The sequence below is a fragment of the Luteimicrobium sp. NPDC057192 genome (assembly GCF_042670205.1).
In the GTDB taxonomy this organism is placed as follows: Bacteria; Actinomycetota; Actinomycetes; order Actinomycetales; family Cellulomonadaceae; genus Luteimicrobium.
Window position 1 is genome coordinate 1 of record NZ_JBHUWD010000017.1, and the last position, 26,705, is coordinate 26,705.

At 74.6% G+C, this 26,705-nt stretch carries 26 protein-coding genes; 7 read left to right on the forward strand and 19 right to left on the reverse strand.

Going from position 1 to position 26,705, the window contains the following annotated elements:
- Nucleotides 1–64: 64 nt before the first annotated feature.
- The 9 genes from hemQ to ACFT5B_RS09680 all read right to left on the reverse strand — a co-directional run bounded on the left by hemQ (nucleotide 65) and on the right by ACFT5B_RS09680 (nucleotide 9,584).
- Entirely contained in the window at nucleotides 65–829 is a 765-nt protein-coding gene (gene hemQ / locus ACFT5B_RS09640; protein ID WP_386797784.1) for a hydrogen peroxide-dependent heme synthase, read from the reverse strand.
- 58 nt (nucleotides 830–887) lie between these two features.
- Entirely contained in the window at nucleotides 888–2,021 is a 1,134-nt protein-coding gene (locus tag ACFT5B_RS09645) for a ferrochelatase (RefSeq protein ID WP_386797785.1), read from the reverse strand.
- 71 nt (nucleotides 2,022–2,092) lie between these two features.
- Nucleotides 2,093–2,554, reverse strand: coding sequence for a hypothetical protein (locus ACFT5B_RS09650; protein WP_386797786.1), 462 nt, complete (start codon nucleotides 2,552–2,554; stop codon nucleotides 2,093–2,095).
- Complete coding sequence (locus ACFT5B_RS09655; protein WP_386797787.1) at nucleotides 2,521–2,808, reverse strand: hypothetical protein; 288 nt, start codon at nucleotides 2,806–2,808, stop codon at nucleotides 2,521–2,523. Before ACFT5B_RS09655 ends, ACFT5B_RS09650 begins: the two co-directional genes overlap by 34 nt.
- A gap of 141 nt (nucleotides 2,809–2,949) precedes the next feature.
- Nucleotides 2,950–4,008, reverse strand: a complete 1,059-nt coding sequence (locus ACFT5B_RS09660; protein ID WP_386797788.1) for a carbohydrate ABC transporter permease — start codon at nucleotides 4,006–4,008, stop codon at nucleotides 2,950–2,952.
- A 32-nt stretch (nucleotides 4,009–4,040) separates the two neighbouring features.
- Nucleotides 4,041–4,916: a carbohydrate ABC transporter permease gene (locus ACFT5B_RS09665; RefSeq protein WP_386797868.1), complete on the reverse strand. Its 876-nt coding sequence runs from the start codon at nucleotides 4,914–4,916 to the stop codon at nucleotides 4,041–4,043.
- A 202-nt stretch (nucleotides 4,917–5,118) separates the two neighbouring features.
- A complete protein-coding gene (locus tag ACFT5B_RS09670; RefSeq protein WP_386797789.1) occupies nucleotides 5,119–6,540 on the reverse strand; it encodes an extracellular solute-binding protein in 1,422 nt (473 codons plus the stop codon).
- Between the two features lie 92 nt (nucleotides 6,541–6,632).
- Nucleotides 6,633–8,309 (reverse strand): glycoside hydrolase family 13 protein, encoded by a 1,677-nt coding sequence (locus tag ACFT5B_RS09675; protein ID WP_386797790.1) that lies wholly within the window; start codon nucleotides 8,307–8,309, stop codon nucleotides 6,633–6,635.
- 252 nt (nucleotides 8,310–8,561) lie between these two features.
- Nucleotides 8,562–9,584 carry a LacI family DNA-binding transcriptional regulator gene (locus ACFT5B_RS09680; RefSeq protein WP_386797791.1) on the reverse strand — a complete coding sequence of 341 codons (1,023 nt, stop codon included), beginning with the start codon at nucleotides 9,582–9,584 and terminating at the stop codon, nucleotides 8,562–8,564.
- A 116-nt stretch (nucleotides 9,585–9,700) separates the two neighbouring features.
- On the opposite strand from ACFT5B_RS09680, the gene ACFT5B_RS09685 reads away from it, so the two are divergent.
- From ACFT5B_RS09685 to ACFT5B_RS09705, 5 genes are all read left to right on the forward strand, one after another.
- Complete coding sequence (locus ACFT5B_RS09685) at nucleotides 9,701–11,536, forward strand: beta-N-acetylhexosaminidase (protein WP_386797792.1); 1,836 nt, start codon at nucleotides 9,701–9,703, stop codon at nucleotides 11,534–11,536.
- A gap of 188 nt (nucleotides 11,537–11,724) precedes the next feature.
- The gene (locus ACFT5B_RS09690; protein WP_386797793.1) at nucleotides 11,725–13,470 is read left to right on the forward strand and encodes an amidohydrolase family protein; all 1,746 of its coding nucleotides are present in this window, start codon (nucleotides 11,725–11,727) and stop codon (nucleotides 13,468–13,470) included.
- 32 nt (nucleotides 13,471–13,502) lie between these two features.
- Nucleotides 13,503–14,861 (forward strand): alanine racemase, encoded by a 1,359-nt coding sequence (locus tag ACFT5B_RS09695; RefSeq protein WP_386797794.1) that lies wholly within the window; start codon nucleotides 13,503–13,505, stop codon nucleotides 14,859–14,861.
- A 52-nt stretch (nucleotides 14,862–14,913) separates the two neighbouring features.
- Nucleotides 14,914–15,321, forward strand: coding sequence for a RidA family protein (locus tag ACFT5B_RS09700; protein ID WP_386797795.1), 408 nt, complete (start codon nucleotides 14,914–14,916; stop codon nucleotides 15,319–15,321).
- An 88-nt stretch (nucleotides 15,322–15,409) separates the two neighbouring features.
- A complete protein-coding gene (locus tag ACFT5B_RS09705) occupies nucleotides 15,410–16,654 on the forward strand; it encodes an MFS transporter (RefSeq protein ID WP_386797796.1) in 1,245 nt (414 codons plus the stop codon).
- On the opposite strand, the gene ACFT5B_RS09710 is transcribed toward ACFT5B_RS09705, so the two are convergent.
- Complete coding sequence (locus tag ACFT5B_RS09710) at nucleotides 16,635–17,495, reverse strand: helix-turn-helix transcriptional regulator (protein ID WP_386797797.1); 861 nt, start codon at nucleotides 17,493–17,495, stop codon at nucleotides 16,635–16,637. The genes ACFT5B_RS09705 and ACFT5B_RS09710 overlap by 20 nt on opposite strands.
- Before the next feature lie 113 nt (nucleotides 17,496–17,608).
- Between ACFT5B_RS09710 and ACFT5B_RS09715 the strand changes: the two genes are divergently transcribed.
- Nucleotides 17,609–18,385 carry an SDR family oxidoreductase gene (locus ACFT5B_RS09715; protein WP_386797798.1) on the forward strand — a complete coding sequence of 259 codons (777 nt, stop codon included), beginning with the start codon at nucleotides 17,609–17,611 and terminating at the stop codon, nucleotides 18,383–18,385.
- 138 nt (nucleotides 18,386–18,523) lie between these two features.
- Here ACFT5B_RS09715 and ACFT5B_RS09720 read toward each other — a convergent pair whose 3' ends face one another.
- The 8 genes from ACFT5B_RS09720 to idi form a co-directional block, all read right to left on the reverse strand.
- Entirely contained in the window at nucleotides 18,524–19,705 is a 1,182-nt protein-coding gene (locus ACFT5B_RS09720) for a glycerate kinase (protein ID WP_386797799.1), read from the reverse strand.
- A gap of 76 nt (nucleotides 19,706–19,781) precedes the next feature.
- The gene (locus ACFT5B_RS09725; RefSeq protein ID WP_386797800.1) at nucleotides 19,782–20,690 is read right to left on the reverse strand and encodes a prenyltransferase; all 909 of its coding nucleotides are present in this window, start codon (nucleotides 20,688–20,690) and stop codon (nucleotides 19,782–19,784) included.
- On the reverse strand, nucleotides 20,687–21,076 hold the full coding sequence (locus tag ACFT5B_RS09730) for a lycopene cyclase domain-containing protein (protein WP_386797801.1): 390 nt from the start codon (nucleotides 21,074–21,076) through the stop codon (nucleotides 20,687–20,689). Before ACFT5B_RS09730 ends, ACFT5B_RS09725 begins: the two co-directional genes overlap by 4 nt.
- Nucleotides 21,073–21,405 carry a lycopene cyclase domain-containing protein gene (locus ACFT5B_RS09735; protein WP_386797802.1) on the reverse strand — a complete coding sequence of 111 codons (333 nt, stop codon included), beginning with the start codon at nucleotides 21,403–21,405 and terminating at the stop codon, nucleotides 21,073–21,075. The genes ACFT5B_RS09730 and ACFT5B_RS09735 overlap by 4 nt, the downstream gene beginning before the upstream one ends.
- Entirely contained in the window at nucleotides 21,402–22,973 is a 1,572-nt protein-coding gene (crtI, locus tag ACFT5B_RS09740; protein WP_386797803.1) for a phytoene desaturase family protein, read from the reverse strand. The genes ACFT5B_RS09735 and crtI overlap by 4 nt, the downstream gene beginning before the upstream one ends.
- Complete coding sequence (locus ACFT5B_RS09745) at nucleotides 22,970–23,857, reverse strand: phytoene/squalene synthase family protein (RefSeq protein ID WP_386797804.1); 888 nt, start codon at nucleotides 23,855–23,857, stop codon at nucleotides 22,970–22,972. The genes crtI and ACFT5B_RS09745 overlap by 4 nt, the downstream gene beginning before the upstream one ends.
- The gene (locus ACFT5B_RS09750; protein WP_386797805.1) at nucleotides 23,854–24,927 is read right to left on the reverse strand and encodes a polyprenyl synthetase family protein; all 1,074 of its coding nucleotides are present in this window, start codon (nucleotides 24,925–24,927) and stop codon (nucleotides 23,854–23,856) included. Before ACFT5B_RS09750 ends, ACFT5B_RS09745 begins: the two co-directional genes overlap by 4 nt.
- On the reverse strand, nucleotides 24,920–25,561 hold the full coding sequence (gene idi / locus ACFT5B_RS09755; RefSeq protein WP_386797806.1) for an isopentenyl-diphosphate Delta-isomerase: 642 nt from the start codon (nucleotides 25,559–25,561) through the stop codon (nucleotides 24,920–24,922). The genes ACFT5B_RS09750 and idi overlap by 8 nt, the downstream gene beginning before the upstream one ends.
- Before the next feature lie 56 nt (nucleotides 25,562–25,617).
- On the opposite strand from idi, the gene ACFT5B_RS09760 reads away from it, so the two are divergent.
- On the forward strand, nucleotides 25,618–26,295 hold the full coding sequence (locus ACFT5B_RS09760; RefSeq protein WP_386797807.1) for a MarR family winged helix-turn-helix transcriptional regulator: 678 nt from the start codon (nucleotides 25,618–25,620) through the stop codon (nucleotides 26,293–26,295).
- Here the strand turns inward: ACFT5B_RS09760 and ACFT5B_RS09765 are convergent.
- On the reverse strand, nucleotides 26,231–26,704 hold the full coding sequence (locus ACFT5B_RS09765) for a MarR family winged helix-turn-helix transcriptional regulator (protein ID WP_386797808.1): 474 nt from the start codon (nucleotides 26,702–26,704) through the stop codon (nucleotides 26,231–26,233). The genes ACFT5B_RS09760 and ACFT5B_RS09765 overlap by 65 nt on opposite strands.
- Between the last annotated feature and the right edge of the window lies 1 nt (nucleotide 26,705).

The following is a 26,705-nucleotide window of genomic DNA, read 5'->3' on the forward strand; positions in this document are numbered from 1 at the left end:
GTACCCCGGCATCCGGGGTACTTCGCGAAGTACCCCGGATGCCGGGGTACTTCGCGAGGAAGGGTCAGGCGAGCGGCTGCTGCGCCGCCCAGTCGACGAGGCCCACCCGCGGCCCCGTGTAGAACGGGATCTCCTCGCGCACGTGGAGGCGCGCGTCGACGGCGCGCAGGTCGCGCATGACGTCGACGATCCGGTGCAGCTCGTCGGCCTCGAACGCGAGGATCCACTCGTAGTCGCCGAGCGCGAACGCGGAGAGCGTGTTGGCGCGGACGTCCTGGTACGCGGCGGCGGCCATGCCGTGCTCACGCAGCATCTTGGACCGCTCGGCGGGGTCGAGGAGGTACCAGTCGTAGGACCGGACGAACGGGTAGACGCACGCGTATCCGCGCGGGGCCTCGCCGGCGAGGAACGCGGGGACGTGCCCGCGGTTGAACTCGGCGGGGCGGTGGAGCGCGGCGACCGACCAAACGGGCTCGAGCACCGAGCCGAGCTCGGACGCGCGGAGACGGTGGTAGGCGCCCTGGACGGACTCGATCGTCGGCCCGTGCCACCAGACCATGAGGTCGGCGTCGGCGCGCAGGCCGGCGACGTCGTACCAGCCGCGCACGGTGAGCTCGCTCGTGGCGTCGGCGGGGTCGACGCCGTCCACCGCTCCCCCGCCGACCGCGCGCTCGGCGGCGCGGACGAGGGCCTCGCGCTCGGCGTCGTCGGCGGGAAGCTCGCCGGTGAGGGCGAACACGGAGTACATCGCGTAGCGGATGCCTTCGTTGATGGACGTGGTGTCCACCGTCTCGCCGGTGTCGCCGTGGACGTGGTGCTGGTCGGTCATGACCTTCTCTGCCTTCCGGGAGCGGGCTGCGTGGTGGTGTCGGGACGCGGGGACCGCGTCAGGAGTCGAGGGAGACGCCGCAGAGCGCGGGGACGCCGCTGGGTTCGCCGTCGCGGCGCAGGCAGCAGCCGGGGGCGCAGACGGAGCGGAACGCGGGGAGGGTCCCGACGGTCGCCTCGGCCACGTCCTCGCCGCGGGCGATGGCGGCGCGCTCGAGCAGCAGGTCGACGAGCCCGCGGACGAACGGCTCCCGCGTACCGACGGTGCCGGCGCGGACGACGTTCATGCCGAGCTTCTCGGCCGTCTCGACGGCCTCCGTGTCGAGGTCGTAGGCGACCTCCATGTGGTCGGAGACGAACCCGATGGGCGACAGCACCACGTCGCGCACGCCGTCGGCGGCGAGCGTCTCGAGGAAGTCGTTGACGTCGGGCTCGAGCCAGGGCTGGCTCGGCGGGCCGGAGCGCGAGCAGTAGGTGAGGTCCCACTCGACGGTCCGGCCGAGACGGCGCGAGACCTCGTCGGCGACGACCGCGGCGAGGTCGAGGTGCTGGGCCGAGTACGTCGCGTGGGAGACGGCGGACGCGGCTTCCATCGTGGTCGGGATGGAGTGCGTGACGAAGACGAGGCGTGCCACGCCCGCGTCGCCGCCGGCCGCGGTGAGGGCCTCGAAGCCCTCGGTGACGGCGTCCGCGTTCGCCTCCGCGAAACCGGGGTGGTTGAAGTAGGAACGGACCTTGTCGAACTGGACGCCGGTCGAGCCGGAGCCGTCGAGCTGGCCGCGGCGCTCGAGCGTGACCGCGAGGTCCTCGCGGTACTGGCGGCACCCGGAGTAGGACGAGTAGGCCGACGTCACGAGCGCGACGGCCCGTCGCGCGCCGATCGCCTCGAGCTCGGTGACGGCGTCGTCGGTGTACGGCTCCCAGTTGCGGTTGCCCCACACGACGGGGAGGTCGATGCCGCGCTTCGCGAGCTCGCCCTCGAGCGCCGCCTTGAGCGCGAGGTTCTGCTCGTTGATGGGGCTCTTGCCGCCGAACCCGTAGTAGTGCTCGCCGACCTCCTCGAGGCGGGAGTCGGGGATCCCCTTGCCGGCCGTGACGTTCCGGAGGAACGGGACGACGTCCTCGGGCTTGTTGGGGCCGCCGAAGGAGTACAGGAGCAGTGCGTCGTAGGGGGTGAGGCTCACGTCCAGCATCTTCCCACTCCCCGGAGGGCCGCTCCGGCCGGAGCCGGGCAACCGCGACGTGACATCGACACGACAGGGTGTCAGGTCCCGGGAGAGAGGTCCGCGGCCGCCGCGCGGGCCCGCTGGTCGGCGTCGTGCAGGGCCCGGCGCAGGCTCTCCTGCGCACCCGGCTCCCACGGCCCGGAGGCCGCGAGCGGGATCTCCGTCAGGTGCCGACGGCGCGCGGCGGGGACGAGGGCGACGAGCCGGTCGGGGTCCTCGGCGGCCGTGCGGTAGAGCGCGGGCCCGTCCGCGTAGAACGGGTCGGTGAGGACGAGCGTGCCGTCCGCCCGGCGCATCACGTTGCCCGGGTTGGTGTCCACGGGCCCCCAGAAGGGCTGCTCGGCGGCACCCCGGGCGTGCACGGCGCGGACGTGCGCCGCGAGGACCGCGAGCTCCGGGTCGACGCCGTCGAGCCGGCGGTGGAAGTCCGCCGCCACGGGCTCGGGCACCGGCTCGAGGTGCTCCATCACGAGGAGCGACGCGCCGCCGTCGAGCGGCACGAGACGCGCGTCGCGCGGGACCCGGCCCGTACCCGCCGCGGCCTCGTAGAGGGCAGCGGTGTACGGGGCGCGGCCGGGTCGAACGGGCTGATCCGCGCGGCGTGCCGACGGGACGGCGACCGCCACACCCACGCCCAGTCGCCGGTCCCGGCGAGCGTCCAGCCGCCGGCGAGCAGGAGGTCGCGGGCGGCCTCCCACGGCGTCGTCGGGCCGAGGGCCAGGACGGGGGCGAGCGCGGGGTCGTCGGTCGGCACCGGGCCAGCGTAGGGGCAGCCGACCGCTCGCGGGCGGACGCGACCGGGCCCGGCCGCGCGTCAGGGGTCACGCGCGTCCGGGCCCGGATGGGGGCGTCGTCGGGCAGGCCGGGGCGGCCCGCCCGACGGCGGGTCGGGTGCTCAGCCCTTGACCGCCCCTCCCAGCCCCGCGCCCGAGAGGAACAGGCGCTGGAAGACGAGGAAGAGGACGACCGGGATGAGCGTGGAGATCGCGAGCGCGGCGAGGAACACGCCGAGGTCCGTCTGCGCCGCGATCGCAGGGAGACGCACCGACAGCGGCTGCTTCGACGGGTCCTTGAGGACGAGCATCGGCCAGAGGAAGTCCTTCCAGCTCGCGATGAACGCGAACACCGAGACCACGCCGAGGATCGGCTTGGACATCGGCAGGACGACCGACCAGAAGAGCCGGAACGGCCCGGCGCCGTCGACCTTGGCCGCCTCGAACACCTCGCGCGGCAGGCTGTCGAAGAACCGGGCGACCAGCACGACGTTGAACGCGCTCGCGCCGGCCGGCAGCCACACGGCGAAGAAGTTGTTGATGAGCGACGTCCCGAGCACCGGCGGGTCGAGGATCGTCAGGTACAGCGGGACGAGGAGCACGACGCTCGGCACGAACAGCGTCGCGATGACCAGGCCGTTGACGATCTTGGCCCACCTCGGCCGCAGCACCGAGAGCACGAAGCCGCCGGTGGTCGCGACGAGCAGCTGCATGAACCACGAGCCGAGCGCGAGCCAGATCGTGTTGAGGAAGTACTTGCTGATCTCGACGTCGTTCCACGCCTCGGTGATGTTCGCCCAGCGCACGCCGTTCGGGAAGATCGCCAGCGGGGTGCGGATGATGTCCTGCGTGGGCGTGATCGCGTACTTCGCGAGCAGCAGCATGGGCCCCACGCCCACGACGACGAGCAGCACGAGCAGGACGACGTGCAGCGTCTTCATCGTGCCGTTGACGCTGGGACGCCTCCAGTCCTGCTCGGAGACGAACCCGCGGTCGCCGTCGAACTGGGAGCTCGCGCGCTTCTTGCGTCGGACGGAGCTCGCCAGCACCGCCGCACCGACGGGGTTCTGCAGGTCCGACGGCGCGTCGCCGCCTGCGGTCAGGGTCTCGCCGACGGCGAGCTGCCCTGCCCCCTGGGCGACGGTGCCGTCGGCGCCGTCGGAGGTCGGCGGGTAGGTCATGGTGGTCTCCTCCCCGGGGTTCCGGCGGCCGGTCACGACTTGCTCCACGAGCTCGTCAGCTTGAAGTAGATGAGGGACAGGATCGCCAGGAACGCGGCGAGCATGACCGACAGCGCGGTCGCGGCGCCGTAGTCGCCGCCGAGCGACCGGCCGAACGCGTAGTTGTAGATCATCAGGAGGATCGTCAGCGTCGCGTTCGCGGGACCACCGCCCGTGAACAGGTACGGCTCGAGGAACACCTGGACCGTGCCGATGATCTGCAGGATGAAGGTGATGAACAGGACCCCGCGCAGCTGCGGCATGGTCACGTGCCACACCTTCTGCCAGATCCCGGCGCCGTCGACCTCGGCGGCGTCGTACAGCTCGCCCGGGACGCCGATGAGCGCCGCGAGATAGATGATCACGGTGCCGCCCGCGGCCGCCCACGTCGCCTCGACGACGAGCGACGGCATGGCGAGGCTCGGGCTCGACAGCCAGGCGTACGGGCCGAGCCCTACCCAGCCGAGGATCGTGTTGAAGACGCCGTCCGCGGAGCCGTCGTAGAAGAACTTCCACAGCAGCACCGCCACGACGGGCGGCACCACCACCGGGAGGTACGCGAGCACCGAGTAGAGCCCCTTGAGGCGCTTCACGGAGCTCATGAGGACCGCCGTGACGAGCGGGATCGGGAAGCCGATCACGAGCGCCAGCAGGGCGAAGTAGAGGGTGTTCCGGATCGCCGTCGGCAGGTCCGGGTCCGTGAGGACGTACTGGAAGTTGTCCCAGCCCACCCACGTGGCCGGGGCCACGAGGTTGGTCTTCTGGAAGCTCATGACGACCGACCGGACGATCGGCCACCACGAGAAGACCCCGAAGACCACCAGGACCGGGAGCGCGAACACCAGGGTGCTCAGCCCTCCTCGCCGCACCCAGGTCACCGGGTTGCGGCGGACCCGCCGGACCGGCGGGGGTCCGTCCGTCGGGACGGCGACCACGTCGTCGGACCGGTCGCCGGACCGCGGCAGTGCGCTCGCAGCGCTCACGTCACATCACTCCTCACCCGGGCGGTGGGGCCGCCGGACCTCTCCGGCCGGCGACCCCACGCACCAACGGTCGTTCTTGCTGTTCGGCTCAGCGGCCGGCCGAGTCGATGGCGCGCTGCGCCTTCGTGTTGGCGTCGGCCAGGAGCTTGTCGATGTCGGCGTCCTTCTTGGTGAGCACAGCCTGCACCACCGGGTCGAGCGCCGCGTAGACGTCCTGGGTGGCGACGGCCGGCTCGTTGACGAGCTTCGCGTCGAAGATCTTGCTCGTGAAGTTGGTCATCTGGTCCAGCGGCACGTTGACGTACGGCTTGATCCAGCCCTGGTACTTCTCGTACTGCGCCTGGCTGAAGATCGGCAGCTCGGGGGTGCCCACGGGCTGCTTGCTCGCGACCTGGGTCTTCGCGTTGGTCACCGCGGCCTGCTCGTTGGTGTACTTGCGCAGGTAGTGGAAGTCGATCCACTTGATCGCGGCGGCCTTGTCGTCGTCCGTCGCCTTGCTCGAGACGGCCGCCATGGTGCCACCACCGAGGACGCCCGAGTTGTCGCCCTCGAGCGGGATCATCGTGAGCCCGTACATCTTCGGGTCGATGTTGTTCGTCTGGACGAGGCTCGTGTAGACGTCCTGACCCGACGTGTACATGCCGACCTTGCCGGCCGCGAACGCCTGGTTGATGGTGCCCCAGTCGTAGTTGAAGTTGTTGCCCATCGCGTTGTCGGTCCAGCGCAGGTCCTTGAGGAACTGCAGCGAGGCCTTCGTGGCGTCGTTGGTCAGCGTCGCGGTCTTGCCGTCCTCCGACTCGACGCGGCCGCCGCGGGCGTACGTGTCGACGGTGAGCTGCCAGCCGCCGGTGCCGCTCTGCGACATCTGCGCGAAGCCGGCCTGGCCGGTCTTGTCGGCGATGGCCTTGGCGTCGGTGCGGACCTCGTCCCACGTCGTCGGCGGCTTGTCGGGGTCCAGCCCGGCCTGCGTGAACAGGTCGCGGTTGTAGTGCAGGCCGACGGCGTAGATGCTCTTCGCCGGGATCGCGTAGACGTCACCGTCCTGGCCGGTGCCGTACTGCAGCAGGTTCTTGTTGAACTCCGACGCGTACGGCAGCTGGTTGAGGTACGGCTGCATGTCGCTGATCTGCTGGTTGGCGATGAGGGTCTTCGCGTCCGTGAAGGGGATCTCGAAGACCGTCGGCAGGGTGCCGCCCGCGAGGTCGGCCGCGAAGGTCGTGGCCTTCCACTCGTAGTCCTGCGTCTGGACCGTGATGTTGGGGTTCTCGGACTGGAACTCGGTGACCTCGTCGGCGAGCGCCTGCTGCGCCTCCTTGGTCGAGCCAGGGAGCAGGCCGACCACCTTGAGCGTGACCTTGGTGTTCGGGTCGAGGGTCGGCGCGGCGGTGGCGGACGGCGTGCTCTTGTCGCCGTCGCCGGAGCCGCTGTCGGACGAGCACGCCGCGAGGGTGCCGCCGAGCGCGAGCGCACCCACGAGGGTGAACGCCAGCGTGATGCGTGGAGACTTCATCGTCGCTCCTTGTCAGGTGCAGGCATCCGGTCCTGCACGGTGGTGTTCGACGGGGTCGTTCCCGTCAGGTCGGTGGGGGCGGGGGGAAGCCGTTACCGGCGGAGCCAGACGGCGGTGTCCGAGGGCAGTGCGCCGTCCGGGAGGTCCCCGCTGGCGAGCAGCACCCCGGAGTGCGGGGGCAACGGCACCGCGTCGGCGCCGAAGTTCACGAGGCACGCGACGTCGCCGCGCGCGAAGGCGAGGAGGTCGCCGTCGGTGCCGGGCAGCTCCAGCCAGCCGAAGCCGCCGTCGCGGAGCCCGGCCTCGGCGCGGCGCACCGCGATCGCCGTCCGGTACAGCGCGAGCATCGAGGCCGGGTCGGCCTCCTCGGCGTCGACGGCGTACCGGCCCCACCAGCTCGGGAGCGGGAGCCACGGCTCGGCGGCCGCGCCGTCGTCGGACGCGGTGGAGAAGCCGTGCGCGAGCGCGGCGTCGGCGGTCCACGGGAGCGGGACGCGGCAGCCGTCGCGGCCCGGGTCGACGCCGCCGGACCGGAAGTGCATCGGGTCCTCGATGGCGTCGAGCGGGAGGTCCTCGTCCTCGGGGAGGCCGAGCTCGTCGCCCTGGTAGAGGTAGAGGCAGCCGGGGAGGGCGCCGGTCAGCAGGGCGGCGGCGCGGGCCCGGCGGGTGCCGAGCTCGAGGTCGGTCGGGGTGCCGAAGCGCTTGGCCTCGAACGCGAACGACGAGTCCGCGCGGCCGTACCGGGTCACCGGACGGGTGATGTCGTGGTTCGACAGCACCCAGGTCGCCGGCGCGCCGACGAGGGCGTGCGCCTCGAGGGTCGTGTCGATCGACTCGCGCAGGGCCTTGGCGTCCCACGGGCGGGCCATGAAGTCGAAGTTGAACGCCGTGTGCATCTCGTCGGGACGCAGGTAGTCGGCGAACCGCCGCGCGTCGGGCAGCCAGATCTCTCCGACGAGCACGCGCGGCTCGTCGTAGGAGTCGGCGACGGCGCGCCAGCCCCGGTAGACGTCGTGGAGCTCGTCGCGGTCCGAGAAGGGGTGGCCGCCCGGCTCGGGGTCCGCGGGGACCTCGGGCAGCGCCGGGTCCTTGATGAGGAGCGCGGCCGAGTCGATCCGGATGCCCGCGACGCCACGGTCGAACCAGAACCGCAGGATGTCCTCGTGCTCGCGGCGGACGTCCGGGTGGTTCCAGTTGACGTCCGGCTGCTCCGGGGTGAACAGGTGGAGGTACCACTCGCCCGGGTTGCCGTCGGCGTCCGTGGTGCGGGTCCAGGTGCTGCCCTGGAAGCTCGAGACCCAGTGCGTCGGGATCTGCTCGCCCTCGTCGCCCTTGCCGGGGTGGAACCAGAACCGCTCGCGCTCCGGCGAGCCGGGGCCCGCCGCGAGGGCCGCCTGGAACCACGCGTGCTGGTCCGAGATGTGGTTGGGGACGACGTCGACGATCGTCCGGATGCCGAGCGCGGCCGCCTCGGAGATGAGCGCCTCGGCCTCCTCGAGCGTCCCGAACGCGGGGTCGATCGCACGGTAGTCCGCGACGTCGTAGCCGCCGTCCGCGAGGGGCGAGACGTACCAGGGCGTGAACCAGACCGCGTCGACGCCGAGGTCCTTGAGGTACCCGAGCCGCGAGCGCACGCCCGCGAGGTCGCCGGTGCCGTCGCCGTTCCCGTCCGCGAAGCTGCGCGGGTAGACCTGGTAGATGACGGCGTTCCGCCACCACTCCTGGGCTGCGGACGGGTGTCCCGGCGTCGCGCTCGGGCTCGTGCTCACGTGTGGACTCCTTCGTCCCTGTGCGAATCAGGGTCGTTCCTGCGCCGCGGTGGTCGGCGATGCACTGACCGTAACTACCCGACATGAGGAACGCAAGAAACTGACAACGTCGTTATCGAAACGCGATGTTTGCTGTCGCTCGTTGTCAGGCTGATGACGGCGCGCGCGCCCTCGGGGCACACCGAAGGACCTGTCAGAAGCTCACGGCAGCAGGGTGCGGTGAGCTTCTGACAGGTCGCGGGACGGGCGCGGTCAGCGCGCCCCGACGCGCGCCGGAGCCGCCGCGGTGGAGGCCCGCACCACGAGCTCGGGCTCGAAGAGGAGCTCGTCCGCGGGCACCTCGACGCCCGAGATCTGGCGGGCCAGCAGGTCGACGGCAGCCCGGCCCATCGGCTCGATCGGCTGCCGGACCGTCGTCAGTGCGGGGTCGGTGGAGTTCATCAGGGCCGAGTCGTCGTAGCCCACGACGGACACGTCGCGCGGGACCTCGAGCCCCGCGCGCCGGACGGCCCGGATCGCGCCCAGCGCCAGGGGGTCGCTCGCGCACACGATCGCGGTCGCGCCGGCGTCGAGCAGGCGGTTCGTCGACGCCTGCCCGGCCTCGAGGGCGTACTGGCTGTGCGCGACCAGGGCCGGGTCGATCGTGACGCCGGCCCGCTGCGCGAGCTGTTCCGCGGCGGCGAGCTTGCGCTCCGAGGGGATGTGGTCGTCCGGGCCCAGCAGCAGGCCGACGCGCTCGTGGCCGAGCGACAGGACGTGGCCCAACGCCTGTTGCATCGCGACGATCTCGTCGCACGAGACCCGCGGGAAGTGCAGCGACTCGATCGCCCCGTTGACGAGGACGACGGGCAGCCCGATCTTCTCGAGCCGGTGGTAGTGCGCGTGGTCGGCGTCGCGCTCGGCGAACAGTCCGCCCGCGAAGATCACGCCCGACACGTGCTGGTCCAGCAGCAGGTCGACGTACTCGGCCTCCGTGATGCCGCCCGCCGTCCGGGTGCACAGGACGGGCGTGAAGCCCTGCTGCGCGAGCGCCCCGCCGATGACCTCCGCGAGCGCCGGGAAGATCGGGTTCACGAGCTCCGGCAGGACGAGCCCGACCAGGCGTCCGCGCTCCCCCCGCAGCTTGGTCGGCCGCTCGTACCCGAGGACGTCGAGCGCCGTGAGCACCGCGTCCCTCGTCGCCTGGGAGACCCCCGGCTTGTCGTTGAGCACGCGCGACACCGTCGCCTCGCTCACGCCGACCTTCTTCGCCACGTCCGAGAGCCGCTTCGCCATGAGAAGCAGTGTACGCATTCGCGCAAGTGGCTTGCGCGCATCTTGCGGGGTGGCTGAAAATCCGACAACGTCGCGCGCGGTCCGGGTGACGGCGCCGCCTCGATAGGCTCGGAGCCGTGCCTGACGACGGTCCCGATCCCCAGCCCGCCCACGACGCCGAGCTCTCCTGGCCCGTCCCCGGCTTCCGTCACCCGGTCCTGCACGCGCCGCTCGCCGAGCCGTTCGTCGTCGGCCCGACGACGCAGGTGCGGACCGCGCCCGCGCTCGCGGCGGCGGCCGCGACCTGGAAGCGGCAGGCCGAGGACGCGACCGGGCTCACGCTCGGGTGGCAGCTCCTCGGCGGCGACTCCGCCGCGGTGGCGGGGCCGCCCCTCGACGAGGAGGGCGCGGGACGCCGCACCGTCCCGACCGACGCGACGGGCCGCGAGGTCGTCGCGTTCGTCGTCGACGACGCCCTTCCCCCCGCCGGCTACCGGCTCGACACGGGCCACGGTGTCGTCGTGACGGCGCCCGACGTCGCGGGGGCGCACGCCGCCGTCCAGACGCTCCGCCAGCTCGCCGGCCCCCGCGCGTTCCGTCGCGCCCCGGTGAGCGGCGAGCCCCTGACGATCCCCGGCGGCCTCGTCGCGACCGACGAGCCGGCGCACGCGTGGCGCGGCGTCCTGCTCGACGTCGCCCGCCACTTCCTCCCCAAGCACGACGTCCTGCGGTTCCTCGACCTCGCGGCGGCGCACCACCTCAACGTCGTTCAGCTGCACCTCACCGACGACCAGGGCTGGCGCTTCGAGTCACGCCGCTACCCCCGGCTGACCGAGGTCGGGTCCTGGCGGCGCGAGTCCGGCGTCGGGACCTGGCGCGCAGGCGTCTTCGACGGCCGGCCGCACGGCGGCTCCTACACGCAGGACGACCTGCGCGAGATCGTCGCGTACGCGCGCGAGCGCGGCGTGACCGTCGTCCCGGAGATCGACGTCCCGGGCCACGTGGAGGCCGCCGTCGCGGCCTACCCCGAGCTCGGCACCCGCAAGCAACCCCACGAGGTCCGCACCACCTGGGGCATCAGCACCGAGGTCCTCGACCCGTCCGAGGAGACGCTCACGTTCTTCCGCGACGTCCTCGACGAGGTCATGGACGTCTTCGACTCCCCCTACGTCGCGCTCGGCGGCGACGAGGTCCCCACCGAGCTCTGGCGCGCCAACCCGGACATCGTCGCGCGCGCCGGCGACCTGGGGATCGACGTCGCCGACCTGCACGGCTGGTTCCTCGGCTCGCTCGCGCGGCACGTCGTGGCCGCCGGACGACGACCGGTCGTGTGGGACGAGGCGTTCCGGCCGGGTCACGACACATTGCCGCGCGAGACGGTCGTCACCGCCTGGCGCGGTTGGACCGTCGGTCTCCAGGCCATGGCCGCCGGGCACGACGTCGTCATGGCACCCGAGCAGGCCGTCTACCTCGACCACCGCGCGGGCGACGGCCCCGACGAACCCGTCCCCGTCGGGTTCCTCCACACCCTGCGCGACGTCCACCGGTTCGAGCCCCTGCCCGCAGGCGCGCTCGCCGAGGCCGGCATCACCGAAGTCGACGCGCTCCCCGGGAAGCTCCTCGGCGCCCAGGCCGAGCTGTGGACCGAGCACCTCGACTCCGCCCGCCGCCTCGACTACGCCGCGTTCCCGCGCCTCGCCGCCTTCGCGGAGGTCGTCTGGGCCGACGAGCCCGCCGACGAGCGCGACACCGACGCGTTCGTCGAGCGCCTCGAACGAGACCACCTCCCCCGGCTCGCCGCGTTCGGCGTCGAGTTCCGCCCGCCGGCCGGCCCCCACCCGTGGCAGACCCGCCCGGGTGTCGCGGGCTACCCCCGGGACCTTGCGGCCGAGCTCGCCGCGGGCGGTTTCGGCGGTGTCGGGGGCTGGGTCGAGGACTCCGCGGGCGCGCGGACGAACGAGGTGGGCGGATGAGCGGGTTCGCCGTTCCGGGGTCGGGTTCGGTCGGGGACGGGGAGGGGGGCCGCGGGTCTTCCATCCGGTCGCTCGCCCCTCGCGACCTCCCGCCAGACCCACCACGACCCGCGGCCCCCCTCCCCGCCCCCTCGTCCGTCACCTCGCCTTCCGAATCGGCCGGGCACCCCCCGCTGCTCGTCCGGGGCGTGCGTGTCCCGTCGTCCGAGCATCCCGGCGGCGGACCCCTCGTCGACGTGCTCGTCACCGACGGCCTGATCCGCGCGATCGAGAGCGCTGGTGCGCTGGACGCCGAGACCCTCTCTGCGTCGTCGGGCGCGGGGATGCACGTGATCAAGGGGCGCGGGCGCCTGCTTCTGCCGGGCCTGATCGACGCGCACGTGCACGGCGAGGCGGCGGTCTTCGACCCGGACGTGCAGCTCGCGATGCTCCGCCAGGGCATCACGACGATCGTCGTGGGCCAGGACGGCATCGGCTTCGCCCCCACGCCTGCGACGCGCGCTCACGACGACGACCGGCCACCCCAGCGCACCCCAGGTCCGGAGAACCCGACCTCGCGAGAAGGCGACCCGACGGCAGGCGGGGTCGGGGGTGCCGCGCGCGGATCGTGGACGGGTCTGGCGGGAGCGGAGCGAGGAACGAGCGACGCGGATGGAAGATCCGCGCGCGACACCCCGGACCCCGCCCCCCAGCCACGAGCGACGCCCACCCCGCACGACGCGTTCGGCTTCTCGACCGAGTACTTCCGCGCGATCAACGGCCAGCACCCGACGTTCCGCGGGGGTTCGGTCGCGGAGCTGAAGCAGACGTACGCCGGGCTCCCGCTGCACGTCGAGGTGCTCGCCCCGCACGGCACGATCCGGTACGCGGTGACGGGCGCGGACGCCCGCCCGGCGACGGCGGACGAGGTCGCGGCGATGGTCTCGCTGCTGGAAGAAGCGCTCGACGACGGCGCGGTCGGCATGTCGACGGGCCTGGAGTACGTGCCGGCCGCGTACGCGGACGAGGACGAGCTGGTGGCGCTGGCCCGGGTGTGCGCGGCGCGGGGCGTGCCGCACGTGAGCCACATGCGGGGCTACGAGGAGAAGGCGGGGCGCGCGTTCGCGGAGCTGGTGCGCGTCGCGCGCGCGTCGGGGGTGGCGACGCACGTGTCGCACTACCACGGCCCCGCGGACGAGCTCGCGGGCTACGTGGACGACGCGCGGGCGTCGGGCCTGGATGTCACGTTCGACTCGTACCCGTACCTGCGGGGGAGCTCGATCCTGTCGATGGTGACGCTCCCGACGTGGCTCCCCATCGCGGAGCCGGACCGCACGGTCGCGCTGCTGCGCGACCCGGCGGTGCGGGAGCGCCTGCGCACCGAGCACTTCCCGGGGCTGGCGGACCTGTGGGGGCGGGTCACGATGGCCAACGTGCCGGGCGAGCTGCGCTGGACGGAGGGGCTCGCGCTCCTCGACGTCGCGCAACGGCTGGGGCTGGACCCGGAGGACACGGCGCTCGAGCTGCTCGTGAGCACCCGGCTGCAGGCGGGCTGCGTGTTCGCGCAGCCCCCGACGAACTCGGCGGGCTCCGTGCGCACGCTCGCGAACCACGTGGCCCAGCTGGCGGGGTCGGACGCGATCTACGGGGGCGGGCGGCCGCACCCGCGCGGGTGGGGCGCGTTCGCCCGTTTCGCGTCGGAGCACGTCAGTGCGGGAGACTGGTCCTGGGCGGACGCGGTCGACCACCTGTCCGCTCGCGCGGCCCGCCGGTTCGGCCTGGCGGGACGCGGCGAGGTCCGGGTGGGCGCGGTCGCGGACCTGGCGCTCGTCGACCCGGACGTGCTGCGGGACCTCGCCACGTACGAGGAGCCGCGCACGCCCGCGCGCGGTGTGGACGACGTCGTCGTCGGGGGGCGGCACGTGTTGGCGGGTGGAGCGCTGGTCGGCGGATGAGCCGCGAGACCACCGACGGGACAGGAGACGGCATGACGGAGCGCCTCGGACGGCCGCTGGAACCGGTCGTCGTCGGACCGCGCACGAAGGGCTTGCGCCTGCGCGGCGAGACGGCCGGTGACGGGCTGATGATCGGCACGGCGACGATCGACGACGGCCCGTTCGGGCTGCCGTTGCTGACCCTGCAGACCGAGGCGCTCGACCACAACGTGGCCGTCATGGCGAAGGCTGTCCGGGAGGCCGGCGAGGCTGCCGGCGCGCCGGGCTCGGTCGAGCACGCGCCGCACGTCAAGACGCACATGTCGGCGCAGATCTTCTCCCGCCAGCTCGCGGCCGGGGCGTGGGGCGCGACGGTCGCGACGCCGAACCAGCTCCGCGTCGTCCGGGACTGGGGCACGCGCCGCGTCCTGCTCGCGAACGAGCTGACGGACCCGGACGAGATCATCTGGGTCCGCGACGACCTGGAGCGTGACGAGGGCGCGGAGCTGTGGCTCTACGTGGACTCGGTCGAGGGGCTGACGATGCTGTCGCGCGGGCTCGCCGGCGCGGGCGACGACGTCCGCTCTCGGCTGGGTGTCCTGGTCGAGGTCGGCGTGACCGACGGCCGGACGGGGGTGCGCTCGACGGCGGACGCGCTGGGCCTGGCCCGGGCCGTCCGGGCGAGCGGGCTCACGCTGCGCGGGGTTGCGGGCTACGAGGGCTCGGTGGCCGGGGAGTCGACCCCGGAGACGCGCGAGCAGGTCGCCGACTACCTGCGCGGGCTGCGGGACGTCGCGGAGCAGCTCGTCGCGGAGGACCTGGTCGAGGGCGGTGACGTCGTCGTGAGCGCGGGCGGGAGCGCGTTCGTCGACGTGGTGCTCCAGGTGCTGCCGGGCGCGTTCCCCGCGGGCGGCCCGGCTGCCGGGCACGCGCCGCGCGTCGTCGTGCGCTCGGGCTCGTACGTGGTGCACGACCACGGGCACTACGCCCACCTCGACGCGTTCTCGCGGGTGCCGGGGGCCGAGCCGCTCCACGCGGCGGCGACCGTCTGGGGCTCGGTCGTCTCGGTCCCGGAGCCCGGGCTGGTGCTCGTGGGCCTCGGACGCCGCGACGTCCCGTACGACCTCGACCTGCCGCGCGCGCTGTGGCTGCGGTCCCGCGCCGACGACGGCCGGACCCTCGGCGCCCCGCTCGAGCTCGCCCGCGCGACCGTCACGGACCTCAACGACGAGCACCTGTACCTGCGGATCAACCCCGACGCCCCGACCCTCGCCCCGGAGACGACGCACGTGCGCCCGGGCGACGTCATGGGGTTCGGGATCTCGCACCCGTGCACGCTGTTCGACAAGTGGCGGGTGGGGATCGTCGTCGACGGCGACCGCCCGCTGGGGCTCGTCCAGCTCGACTTCTGAGCCCTCTCCTCCCCCGACCCGACCCGACCCGACCGACCCCAGGAGCACCCCCGTGACCACCGAGAAGACCCCGCTGCGCACCGACGGCGCGCCCGCGCCCGCCCACACGTTCCACCAGGGCGTGCGCAAGGGGCCGTTCGTGCAGGTCTCGGGCCAGGGCCCGCAGGACCCGGCGACGGGCGAGTACCGCTTCCCGGGGGACGTCGCGGCGCAGACGACGCGCACGCTCGAGAACGTCAAGGCGATCGTCGAGGCGTCGGGCGCGACGTTCGACGACGTCGTCATGCTCCGCGTCTACCTCACCAAGCGCGAGGACTTCCCGCTCATGAACGAGGCCTACGGCGCGTTCGTGGCGGCGAACTCGCCGTCGGGCGTGCTGCCGAGCCGCACCACCGTGTTCGTGGGCCTGCCGCGCGAGGAGATGCTCGTCGAGATCGACGCGTTCGCGGTCGCCGACTGATGCCTTCGGCCGTGGGTGCGTACTTCTTGTGCGACACGCCGGGCATGTCGCACGAAAAGTACGCACCCACGGGCGCCTCGGGGGTGGCGTGAGCGGGCAGACAGGAGAGTTCAGCCTCCGGAGCATCGCGGTCGCGGCGTTCGGCCCGTCGATCCTGTTCGGCCTCGCCGAGGGCGCGATGCTGCCGGTCGTCCCGCTCACCGCGGTCGACCGGGGTGCGTCGCTCGCCGTGGCGTCCCTCGTCGTCTCGCTGCTCGGGATCGGGTCGATCCTGTCGAACATCCCGGCCGGCATCCTCACCACGCGCGTCGGAGAGCGCTGGTCCATGGTCGCGGCGGCCGGGATCAGCGTCGTCGGGCTGGCGCTGTGCCTGGTCGACGCCGGGCTCTGGCCCCTCGTGGCGGGCGTCCTGCTCGTCGGGTGCGCGAGCTCGGTGTTCAACCTGGCCCGCCAGTCGTACCTGACGGAGGCCGTGCCGATCCACCTGCGCGCCCGCGCCATGTCGACCCTTGGCGGCAGCATGCGGGTCGGGGTGTTCCTCGGCCCGTTCCTCGGCGCCGCCGTCATGCACGTCATGGGCAAGCCCGGCGGGTACGTGGTGGCGCTGGTCGCCGTCGTCGCCGCGGGCGTCCTCGCGTACCGCGTGCCGGACCTCGAGACACCGACCCGCCGGCACACGGCCGGAGCCGGCGGCCCGGAGGCCGCGAGCGCCGGGCCCGTGGCTCCCGTGACGACGCGCGGGATGCTCCACGACCACTGGCGCACGTTCGTCACGCTGGGCTCGGGCGTGTTCCTGCTCTCGGCGGTCCGGGCGAGCCGCCAGGTCGTCATCCCGCTCTGGGCCGCGCACATCGGCCTCGCCCCCACCACGGCGTCGATCGTCTACGGGATCGCGGGCGCCGTCGACATGCTGGTCTTCTACCCGGCCGGCAAGGTCATGGACCGGCGCGGGCGCGAGTGGGTCGCGGTGCCGTCGATGCTGCTCATGGCGTCGGCCATGGTCGTCATGCCGCTCACGCACGCGGTCGGGACGTTCACGGCCGTCTCGATGCTCCTGGGCTTCGGCAATGGCATCGGCGCGGGGATCATCATGACGCTCGGCGCGGACACGTCGCCGACGGTCGGGCGGCCCACCTTCCTCGGGATCTGGCGCGAGCTCGCCGACGGCGGCGCGGGCGTCGGGCCGCTGCTGCTGTCCGCGATCACGGCGCTCGCGAGCCTGGCGGCCGGCGTCGTGGTGTCCGGGGCGCTGGGCTACGCGGCGGCGCTCGCGCTGTGGCGGTGGATCCCGCGACGGCCGGTCCGGGCGGGCGTCAGCGCGCCGGCGCGTTGAGGTCCTGCGTCCCGACGACGCGCAGGAGCGCCAGCGCCTCGGCCTCCGGCGTCCCCGGGCCGGCCGAGTAGACGATCACCGACTGGTCGCTGTCGGGCACGTGGAGCGTGTCGCAGTCCAGCGTGACGAGGCCGAGCTGGTCGTGGTCGATCGTCTTACGGTGGCTGCGCCAGTGGCCGGTGATCCCCGAGTCCCAGAGCCGCGCGAACTCCTCCGAGCCGGCCCGCAGCTCGCGCACGAGCGCCGCGAGGTCCGGGTCGGTCGGGTACCGCGCGGCCGCGGACCGGAGCGACGCGACCGTCTGCGCGGACGTCTCCTCGTGCTCGGCGTCGGACAGGGCGACCCGTCCGCGCCGCGGCACGCTCACCCCGAGGAACCGCATGCGGGCGAGGTTGCGCTCGCGCGCCGGCAGCTCGGCCCAGTCGCCCAGCAGCGCGGACGACATCGCGTTCCACGCCAGCACGTCGCTCTTCGCGGACATGACCATCGTGGGCAGGTCGGCGAGGCGGTCGAGAAGACGCTGGACGCTGGGCCGGACGTGCGTGTCGACCCGCCCGGGCGCCGGGGGTGCCGAGCCGGCGAGGTGGTAGAGCTGGTCGCGCTCGTCGTCGTCGAGGCGCAGCGCCCGCGCGAGCGACGCGAGGACCTGCTCCGACGGCCGCGGGCCGCGGCCCTGCTCGAGCCTGACCACGTAGTCCACGCTCACCCCGGCGACCAGCGCGACCTCCTCGCGCCTCAGGCCGGGCGTGCGTCGTCGGACGCCGGCGCTCAGCCCGAGGTCCGCGGGCGCCAGGCGCTCGCGCCACCGGCGGAGCGCACGCGCGAGCTCGTCCCTGTTCACCCGACCCATCGTGCCCGACGCGCGGCCGGGCGTCGCGAGCCCAGCCTGGTACCGCGAGTCCCAGGCTCCACGCGTCCTGGTGACCGCCTCGGCGGCGTCGCACGGTGGGTGACATGACCACCACACCGGAGCTCGCGGAGCTCACCGAGAACACCACCTCCCCCGACGGCGGCCCGACCGTCGCGCTCGTGACGGGCGCCAACAAGGGCATCGGTCGCGAGACCGTGCGCCGCCTCCTGGCGCTCGGCTGGACCGTCTGGCTCGGCGCGCGCGACGCCGACCGCGGAGACCGCGCCGTGCGCGAGCTGACCGACGCGCAGCCGGGCGCCGACGTGCGGTTCGTCCAGCTCGACGTCACGAGCGACGCGTCGGTGACGGACGCCGTCGCGCGTATCGAGGCCGAGTCCGGCCGGCTGGACGTGCTCGTCAACAACGCGGGGATCGGCGGCGGGTTCGTCGGACCGCGCGAGGCGACGGCCGCGGACTTCGTCGCGGTCTACGGCGTGAACCTGCTCGGCCCCGTGCGCGTCACGCACGCGTTCCTGCCGCTGCTCGACCGCTCGGAGCGCCCGAGGATCGTCATGGTCTCGAGCGGCATGGGCTCGTTCGGCGTGACGACGGACCCCGACCGGATCGAGTCGTCGCTGCACAGCCCGGTCTACCAGTCGTCCAAGGCGGCCCTGAACATGGTGACGAGCCAGCTCGCCAAGTCGCTCGACCGGTACCAGGTCACCGCGGTCGACCCCGGGTACACCGCGACCGACCTCAACGGCCACGGCGGCCCGCAGACCGTCGAGGAGGGCGCGGAGTCCGTCGTCCTGGCTGCCACCTTCCCGCCCGAGGCGCCCACGGGCCGCTTCGTCGACCGGCACGGCCCGCTGCCCTGGTGAGGCGCCTGCCTCCCGCCCTTCACGCCACCCCGCCACGACGCTGAGTGCGTACTTCTTGTGCGACACGCCGGGCGTGTCGCACAAGAAGGACGCACTCAGCGCGACGGTGGTTGGTGCCGTCCCGGGCCGGCGCCAGAGTCAGCGGAGCACGAGCCGGGCGACGTTCTCGGCGACGTCGGCGAGGCGCGTCGGCGTGTGCACGACGAGCTCCGCGAGGCTCGCGGGTCCGCCCGCGATGCTGAACGCCGCCGTGACGCCTGCCTCCGCCGCCCGGGACGCGGGCAGCAGCACCTGCCCGGCCACCACGACCACGGGTGGCCGGGCAGGCGCCGCTGCAGCGACGGCCGCGACCTGGTCGGCGACCTTGCCGCCGAGCGACTGCGAGTCGAACGACCCCTCGCCCGTGAGCACGAGCGAGGCGTCCGCGACGGCGTCCGCAAGGCCTACCGCGTCCGCGACGAGCGCCGCACCACCTTCGAGCTCCGCGCCGAGGACGGCGTGGAGCCCGCCCGCGACCCCGCCCGCGGCGCCCGCCCCCGGCAGGTCCCGCACGTCGACGCCGCGCACGCCCTCGACGACGCCCGCCCACCGTGCGAGGCCGTCGTCCAGGTAGGCGAGGTCGGCGTCCGCGGCGCCCTTCTGCGGGCCGAACGTCCGCGCGGCCCCGCGCTCCCCGACGAGCGGGTTCGTCACGTCGACCGCGAGACGCCACCGCACCTCCCGCGCCCGCGGGTGGAGGTCGTCGAGCTCGAGCCGCGCCACGTCGGCGAGCCCCTCCCCTCCGTCGGGCACGGGCTCTCCGTCCCCGTCGAGGAGACGCGCGCCGAGCGCGCGCAGGATGCCCGCCCCGCCGTCCGTCGTCGCGGAGCCGCCCAGGCACAGCAGGATCTCGGCGACCCCCGCGTCGAGCGCGGCCCGGAGCACGACGCCGGTGCCGTAGGTGGTCGCGAGGAGCGGCTGCGGGAGCACGTCGGTCACGTCCGCGAGGCCGCTCGCCTGCGCGAGCTCGACGACGGCGAGCCTGCCGTCCGCGGACACGGCCCAGCGGGCCCGGGTGGGACGCCCGAGCGCGTCGACCGTGTCGGTGCGACGCTCCTCGACCCCCCAGGCGGCGACGAGCGCGGCGAGCGTGCCCTCTCCGCCGTCGGCCATCGGCAGCCGGACGACGTCGGCGTCGGGCCGCGCGCGCAGGACGCCCTCGGCGAGGGACGCCGCGACGTCGGCGGCTGCGGCCGAGCCCTTGAACGAGTCCGGTGCGACCACCACCCGAGGACGGGTGGCGGCGGGCGGGGCCTCGGCACGTGCGTCACGGGGGCTCACGGTCGCGAGCCTAGCCACGGGCCCGGGAACCGGCCGGAGCGACACGCCCCGCCCGGCCTCGGGCGTCAACGCCCGGTCAGGGGTGCGTCCAGGCCCACCAGCACAGCCAGAAGACGACGAACCCGCAGGCGTAGTTGAGCCGGAGGAACGCCTGCCACCCCCGGTGCGCCAGCGCGGCGTCGGCGTCGGCGACGTCCCGGTACGGCCACGCGGCGACGACGTACGGGACCACGAGGACCGCCGCGAGGGCCCCCGGCAGCCCCGCCAGCAGCACCACGAGCCCCGCGAGCCCCCAGACGGCGATCGCGGCCCGGACGGTCCGGCGCGCACCGAGCACGGTCGCGACGGACGCGATCCCGGCGGCGCGGTCCGGGCCGACGTCCTGCACGGCACCGAACGCCTGGGCCGCCATCCCCCAGCAGAAGAACGCGACGACGATCGCGAGGACCGTGCGCGTCGGCTCCGCGCCACCGGCGACCAGCCCGACCACGGCGGGTCCGACGAAGTGCGTGCTCGAGGTCGCGGAGTCGAGCACCGGCCGCTCCTTGAACCGGAGCCCGGGCGCCGAGTACGCCACGACGGCGAACAGCACGACCGCGAGCGCGAGCGCGGTCCAGCCGCCGCGCCCCGGCTGCTCGATGCCGGCCAGCACGGGCACGGCGACGGCGAAGGGCACGGCCAGCCCGACGGACCAGCGCAGGAGGGAACGGAGCGCAGGGGCGGCGAGGAGGGCCCCCTCGGCCCCGCCCTTGCGGGGGTTGCGCGCGTCGGACTCGTGGTCGAACACGTCGTTCACGCCGTACATGAGCAGGTTGTACGGGACGAGGAAGAACACGGTCCCGACGACGAGGAGCGCCCCGACGTGCCGGCTGCTGAGAAGCAGCGCGGCTGCGAACGGGAACGCGGTGTTGATCCAGCTCAGGGGCCGGGAGGCGACGACGAGCTCGCGCAGGCTCGCGTGCCGGCGGACGGCGGTGACGGTCACGGGGTCCTCCTGGCGGGGCGGTGGTCCTCGGGTACGACGGCGGCGGCCTCGGCCGGCTCCGCGGCGCCGGCCGGGACCGTGGCCGGTCCGAGCAGCTCCCAGACGCTCGGCAGGAGCAGGACGGCGCCCAGCGGGTAGGCGAGGTCCTCGACGGGGGCGCGTCCGACGTGCAGCCCGAGCAGCGCCGACGCGTCGTAGGTGAACAGCCCCGCGGCGATCATGAGCGAGTCGAAGACGGCCGTCACGACGAGCAGCGCGACGGCGGCGACCCCCAGGGCGGCGAGGCGGCGGCCGAGGACGCCGCGCCCGGCCCACCGCCGGGCGGCGAACACGAACGGGACGGCGAGGACGGCGAGCGCGACGGCGTCGAGGACGAGGTAGCTCACCGCCGCGCCTCCCGGCCGGAGCGCGCGAGCAGACGGCGGGACGCCTCCACGAGCTCGAGCGTGACGTAGCAGAGCAGCAGCAGGAACACCGGCTCCTCGACGGGCAGGTGCGGGACGATCTCGACGCCCGTCGACCACCGCCCGTCGCCGCGCCGGAAGATCCCCAGCCCGATCCCCGCGAGGTCCCAGACGAGGAACGCGGCGAGCCCGACGCCGAGCGTCGCGAGGCCGCGGCGCAGGTCGCGCGCGAGCACGAGGCGGAACCGCACGTCGAGCACGGCCAGGCCCGCCAGCGAGACCGCGAGCGCCGCGAGGTACGCGCCCCTCACGAGGTCACCGTGGCCGGGGCCGCCCGCCGGGAGACGCGGCCTGCCGCGAGCTCGGCGCTGATGAGGCACATGGGCAGCCCGACGCCGGGGACGGTCGAGCCGCCCGCGTAGACGAGGCCGTCGACGCGGGCCGACGCGTTCCGGCCCCGCAACAGCGCGGACTGGCGCAGCGTGTGCGCGGGCCCGAGCGCCCCGCCCGACCAGGCGTGCAGGGTCTGCGCGAACCAGGACGGCGTGACGACCCGGCTCACGACGACGCGCTCCGCGAGGTCCGGCGCCCCGGCACGCCGAGCGAGGTCCGCGATCACCCGGTCCACGAGCGCGGCGACACGCGGGTCGTCGGGCGTGAGCCCGGGGTCCGCCGGCACGGGGACCAGGACGAACAGGTTCTCGTGCCCCACGGGCGCGACGCTCGGGTCGGTCGCGGTGGGGCGGCACACGTAGTACGACGCCGGGTCGGGGACGGCCGGGCGCGGCCCGAAGACGGCGTCGAAGTTGGCCCGCCAGTCGGCCGTGAAGACCAGGGAGTGGTGCGCGAGCCCGTCGAGCCGCCCGCGGACGCCGAGGCAGAGCAGGACCGCCCCGGGCCCGGGGTCGCGCCCTCGCCACCAGCGCTCGGGATAGGTGCGGTAGGGGGGCGGCACCAGGTGCGTCTCGGTGTGGTGGAGGTCGCCCGCCGCGACGACGACGTCCGCGTCGAGCCGCTCGACCGTCCCGGTGGAGGCGTCGCGCACGACGACGCCGCGCACGGCCCCCCTCGCCCGGCGGCGCGGGCGGTCGCCGGGCGCCCTAGCCGGCTCGACGACGACGCGCACGGCCTCGGTGCGCGTGCGGATCCGCGCGCCCCGCTCGACGGCGAGGCGTTCCAGGGCTGCGGCCAGGGTCCCGAAGCCGCCGCGCGGGTAGCGCACCCCCTCGACCAGGTCGAGGTGGCTCATGAGGTGGTAGAGCGCGGGCGCGCGGTAGGGCGATGCGCCCAGGAACACCGCCGGGTAGGCGAGCACCTGCCGCAGCCCGCGGTCGCCGGCGACCCGTCCGGTCCTGCGCCAGAGCGACGTCGAGACCAGGCCGAGGAGCTCGACGGCGTCGCGCGGCCCCAGCCCGCGGACCGCGTCCCCGACCTCGCGCAGGGAGGCGTAGTCGGTGTAGAGGAACCGGTCGACCGCCGTGCGGTAGGCACGCCCGGCGGAGCGCAGGTAGGCCTCCAGGCGCTCGCCCGCGCCGGGCTCGCGCGCCTCGAACGTCGCCGCCGTGCGGTGGGGGTCGTCGGTCACGTCGAGCGGCGGCGCGTCGTCGAAGAACGCCCGGAACGCCGTCGGGAGGGGCACGAGGTCGAGCTCGGCCTCGGCGCTGGTCCCGAGCCGCGCGAAGAACCGGTCGAACACCTCGGGCATGAGGTACCAGGACGGCCCGAGGTCGAACGTGAAGCCGCCCTCGCGCCACACGCCGACCCGGCCGCCGACGCTCTCCTGCCGCTCCACGACGGTCACGTCGTGTCCGTCCTGCGCGAGGAGCGCGGCGGCACCGAGCCCGGCGACGCCCGCGCCGACCACCACGACCCGGCTCACGAGCGCCCGCCGATCAGCTGGGCCTCGACCACGGCCCGCGCGGTGACGAGCGCCTTGACCGGGTCGGGCACGCGCACGCGGCCCGCGACGACCGCCGCCGGCTCGGTGCGCGCGATCCGGCGGGCGAGCTCCGCGAACAGCGCGTGGGTCGCGAGCACGGCCGCCCGGGAGCTCGGCGGCAGGGCCGGGACGACGGCCCGCGCGGTCGCGAGGTCGCGGCGGACGTCCGCGACCAGGCGGTCCCGCGTCGCCGCGTCGAGGCGCTCGGGGTCCACGCCGGGGAAGTAGCGGCGCCCGAGGGTCCGCGCGTCGTCGCCCAGGTCGCGCAGGAAGTTCACCTTCTGGAACGCGGCCCCCAGGGCGCGCGCGCCCGCCTCGAGCCGGGCGACCTCGGCCGGCGACCGGCGGGGAACGTCGTCGGCGGCGAGGAAGCACCGCAGGCAGATCAGCCCGACCACCTCCGCGGACCCGTACACGTAGGCACGGAACGACGCCGGGGTGTGCACGGTCACGTCCAGGTCCGCGCGCATCGACGCGAAGAACGGCACGACCAGGTCGGGAGTCACCCCGGCGCGGCCCGCGACCTCCGCGAAGCTCTGGACGATCGGGTTGGTCGAGTAGCCCGTCCGCATGGCCGCGAGCGTCTCGGCCTCGAGCGCGTCGAGGGCGTCGCGGCAGCCCGCCGCGCCCAGCCCGGCGTCCGTCGCGGCGCCGTCGACGACCTCGTCCGCCAGCCTGACCAGCGCGTACACGCAGACCACGTCGCGGCGCACCTGGCCGCGCAGGAGGCGGGAGGCGAGCGCGAACGACGTCGAGTAGGTGCGGATGACCTGGGTCGAGGCACGCCTCGAGGCGAGCCCGTAGCGGTCGAGCGCGACGCTCATCGGACCCTCGCCACCACGGACCGGGCGTACGGCGCGAGGGCCTGACGCAGCGAGGGCGGCACGACCGGGTCGTCCAGCAGCCGGGTGCCGTGCTCGGCGTACCGGCGGACCAGGTCCTCGAGCTCGGCCCGGACCCCCGCCCGCTCGAGGGCCGAGCGGACGCGCCGGGCGTCGCGCACGCTCACGCCCTCGTCGCCGAGATGGGCCGCGACCTCGGGCCAGGCGGTCGTCCGGCGGGCGAGGACGACGAGTGCGGTGACCTTGCCCTCGGCCAGGTCGCTGCGTGCGCTCTTGCCGGTCACGCGCTCGTCGCCGAAGGTCCCGAGCAGGTCGTCCCCGAGCTGGAACGCGACCCCGAGGCTGCGGCCCGCGACCCGCAGCACGTCGACGAGCTCCGGCGTGGCGCCCGCGAGCTCGGCGCCGAGAACCACGGGGGCGACGACGGTGTACTCGGCGGTCTTGCGCGAGGCCGTCCGCAGGACGTCGGTCAGCCCCGTGCTCACGGGCGCGACGACGGCGAGCACGTCGTCGAGCTCGCCGGCCGCGGAGCGTTGCACGACGTCGTCGAGCCGGTCGAGGAGCCGGTGCCGGGACGACGCGTCCACGGGCGCGGTCGCGACCAGGCGGGTCGCGAGCGTGAGCGCGAGGTCCCCCGCCAGGATGCCCGCCGCCACCCCGCACGCGTCGGCGTGCGAGGGCGACGCTCCGGCCGCGCGGGCACCGGCCGTGTACCGGGCCGCGACGGTGGGCCGGCCGTGCCGCTCGACGTCGCGGTCGATGACGTCGTCGTGGAGGCAGAAGGCCGTGTGCAGCAGCTCGAGCGCCACGGCGAGCTGGAGCGCCGCGTCGTCCCGCACGCCGCCCAGCGCGCGGTGCGTCGCGAGCAGGAGTCGTGGGCGCAGACGCTTGCCGCCCCGGGTCGCGTCGCGCACGTCGTCCCAGAGCGCCTCGGCGGCCGGCCCCGCGGACCGGGCCCGGGCCCGGGCGTCGTCGACGTGGCGCCGGAGGGCCGCCTCGACGTCGAGGAGGAGGTCCGGGTCGGCCGCCGCGGCGAGCCCGCCGTCAGGCACCGGGCACCTCCACGGCGCGCCGCGCCACGGGCCCGAGGGCGGGGCGCAGTCCTCCGGGGGAGGCGGCGAGCTCGCCGAGCTGGGCGACGGACCACGGGCTGAACGCCCAGGGGGCCGCGGCAGCCGCCACGGCGAGCTCGTCGGGGTCGACCCAGCGCCAGGCGACCACCTCGTCCGGGTCGGGCGTGGGGACGGGGGCGTCGCCGTCCAGCGTCGCCACCAGGACGGGGCACAGCTCGTGCTCCCACGTCCCCGCGTCGTCGACGGCGCGGTAGGAGAACACGGGCAGCACGACGCGCGGCAGCTCGGGAAACCGCAGGCCGAGCTCCTCGGCGCCGCGGCGGACGGCCGCGTCGACCACGCTCTCGCCCGGTCGCGGGTGCCCGCAGAACGCGTTCGTCCACACGCCCGGCCAGCTCCGCTTCCCCAGCGCCCGCCGCGTCACGAGCACGAGACCGGACGCGTCCGTCACGTGGCACGAGAAGGCGAGGTGCCGGGGCGTCGCGCTCCCGTGGACGCCGTCACGCGGCGCCGTGCCGCAGGGCCGCCCCTCGTCGTCGACGAGGACGACCTCGTCGGCGGGAGCGCGCTGCCCCGGCGTGGACTCGGGGTCGAGGCGTCGTCGGATCCTCATGGGTCGCCAGGCTAGTTGCTAGCCAGGCTAGATACAAGCCGTCGTAGACTCCTGCCATGACGCGCACCGCGACAGCGCACGACCCGGACCCCGCGCCGAGCTACTGGTACCCGCGCGACGGCTGGGGCGAGGCCGCCTCGCTCGACGCCGTCCGCCGGTTCCTGCGCGCCGACGAGGCCATGCGGCGCAAGCTCCAGCGCGACATGGACATGAACGAGACCGACCTGCGCGCCGTCCGGTACCTCGCCGCGGCGGAGAAGGACGGCCGCGCCGTCGCGCCGCGCGACCTCAGCCGGGCGCTCGGGATCTCGACCGCCTCGACCACCAAGCTGCTCGACCGGCTCGAGGCCGGCGGCCGCCTGCGCCGCGTCCAGCACCCCACCGACCGACGCGGCCTGCGGATCGAGCTCACCTCGCACGTGCACACCGAGGTGCACGAGACGCTCGGCTCCATGCACGCGCGGATGCGCGAGGTGGCCGCCGCCCTCCAGCCGGCCGAGTCGGCCGTCGTCGTCGCGTTCCTCGACGCGCTCGCCGACGCCGTCCGGCCGGACCCCGCGAAGGCCGAGGACGCCGGCGAGCCCACCGCCGCCGGCGAGCCGGCCGCCGCCGGCGAGCCCGACGCCGCCGGGGCCACGAGCAGCGGCCGGACCGCGGGGACGCCCGAGGTCAGCGACCCGGGGAGCGCCGGACGTCCGGGATCGCGCCCTGGGCGTCGCGCAGCCGGCCGGTGAGGGCCCGGAGCGCGTCGAGGTCGTCGTCGTCGAGCGCACCGCCGACGTAGGCCGCGATCGCCTCGGCGTGCCGGCGCCCGACCTCGCCCTGGACGCGCGCGCCCTCCTCCGTGAGCACGACGAGCGTGCCGCGCGCGTCGCCCGGCACGACCTCTCGGGCGACCAGCCCGCGCGCCTCCAGCCGGTCGACCATCCGCGACAGCGAGGGCTGGCTGAGCAGGCTCAGCGCGGCCAGGTCGCGCAGCCGGGCGGCGTGCCCGGGCCGCGACCGGAGCGTGAAGAGGACGTCGTACTCGCGGAACGACACGTCCTGCCAGATGGCGTCGGCGCCGAGCCGTCGGAGCACCGCGACCTGCGCCCGGAAGAGCGACTCCCAGGCCTCGACCGCGCGGCGCTCGTCGGGCGTCACG

Bases quoted from the DNA above. Each gene is read 5' to 3' on its own strand.
- ACFT5B_RS09660 (WP_386797788.1), bottom strand. From the start codon at position 4,008: ATGACCTACCCGCCGACCTCCGACGGCGCCGACGGCACCGTCGCCCAG.
- hemQ (WP_386797784.1), bottom strand. From the start codon at position 829: ATGACCGACCAGCACCACGTCCACGGCGACACCGGCGAGACGGTGGAC.
- ACFT5B_RS09745 (WP_386797804.1), bottom strand. From the start codon at position 23,857: ATGAGCGTCGCGCTCGACCGCTACGGGCTCGCCTCGAGGCGTGCCTCG.
- ACFT5B_RS09680 (WP_386797791.1), bottom strand. From the start codon at position 9,584: ATGGCGAAGCGGCTCTCGGACGTGGCGAAGAAGGTCGGCGTGAGCGAG.
- ACFT5B_RS09645 (WP_386797785.1), bottom strand. From the start codon at position 2,021: ATGCTGGACGTGAGCCTCACCCCCTACGACGCACTGCTCCTGTACTCC.
- ACFT5B_RS09760 (WP_386797807.1), top strand. From the start codon at position 25,618: ATGACGCGCACCGCGACAGCGCACGACCCGGACCCCGCGCCGAGCTAC.
- ACFT5B_RS09695 (WP_386797794.1), top strand. From the start codon at position 13,503: ATGACGGAGCGCCTCGGACGGCCGCTGGAACCGGTCGTCGTCGGACCG.
- idi (WP_386797806.1), bottom strand. From the start codon at position 25,561: ATGAGGATCCGACGACGCCTCGACCCCGAGTCCACGCCGGGGCAGCGC.
- ACFT5B_RS09715 (WP_386797798.1), top strand. From the start codon at position 17,609: ATGACCACCACACCGGAGCTCGCGGAGCTCACCGAGAACACCACCTCC.
- ACFT5B_RS09670 (WP_386797789.1), bottom strand. From the start codon at position 6,540: ATGAAGTCTCCACGCATCACGCTGGCGTTCACCCTCGTGGGTGCGCTC.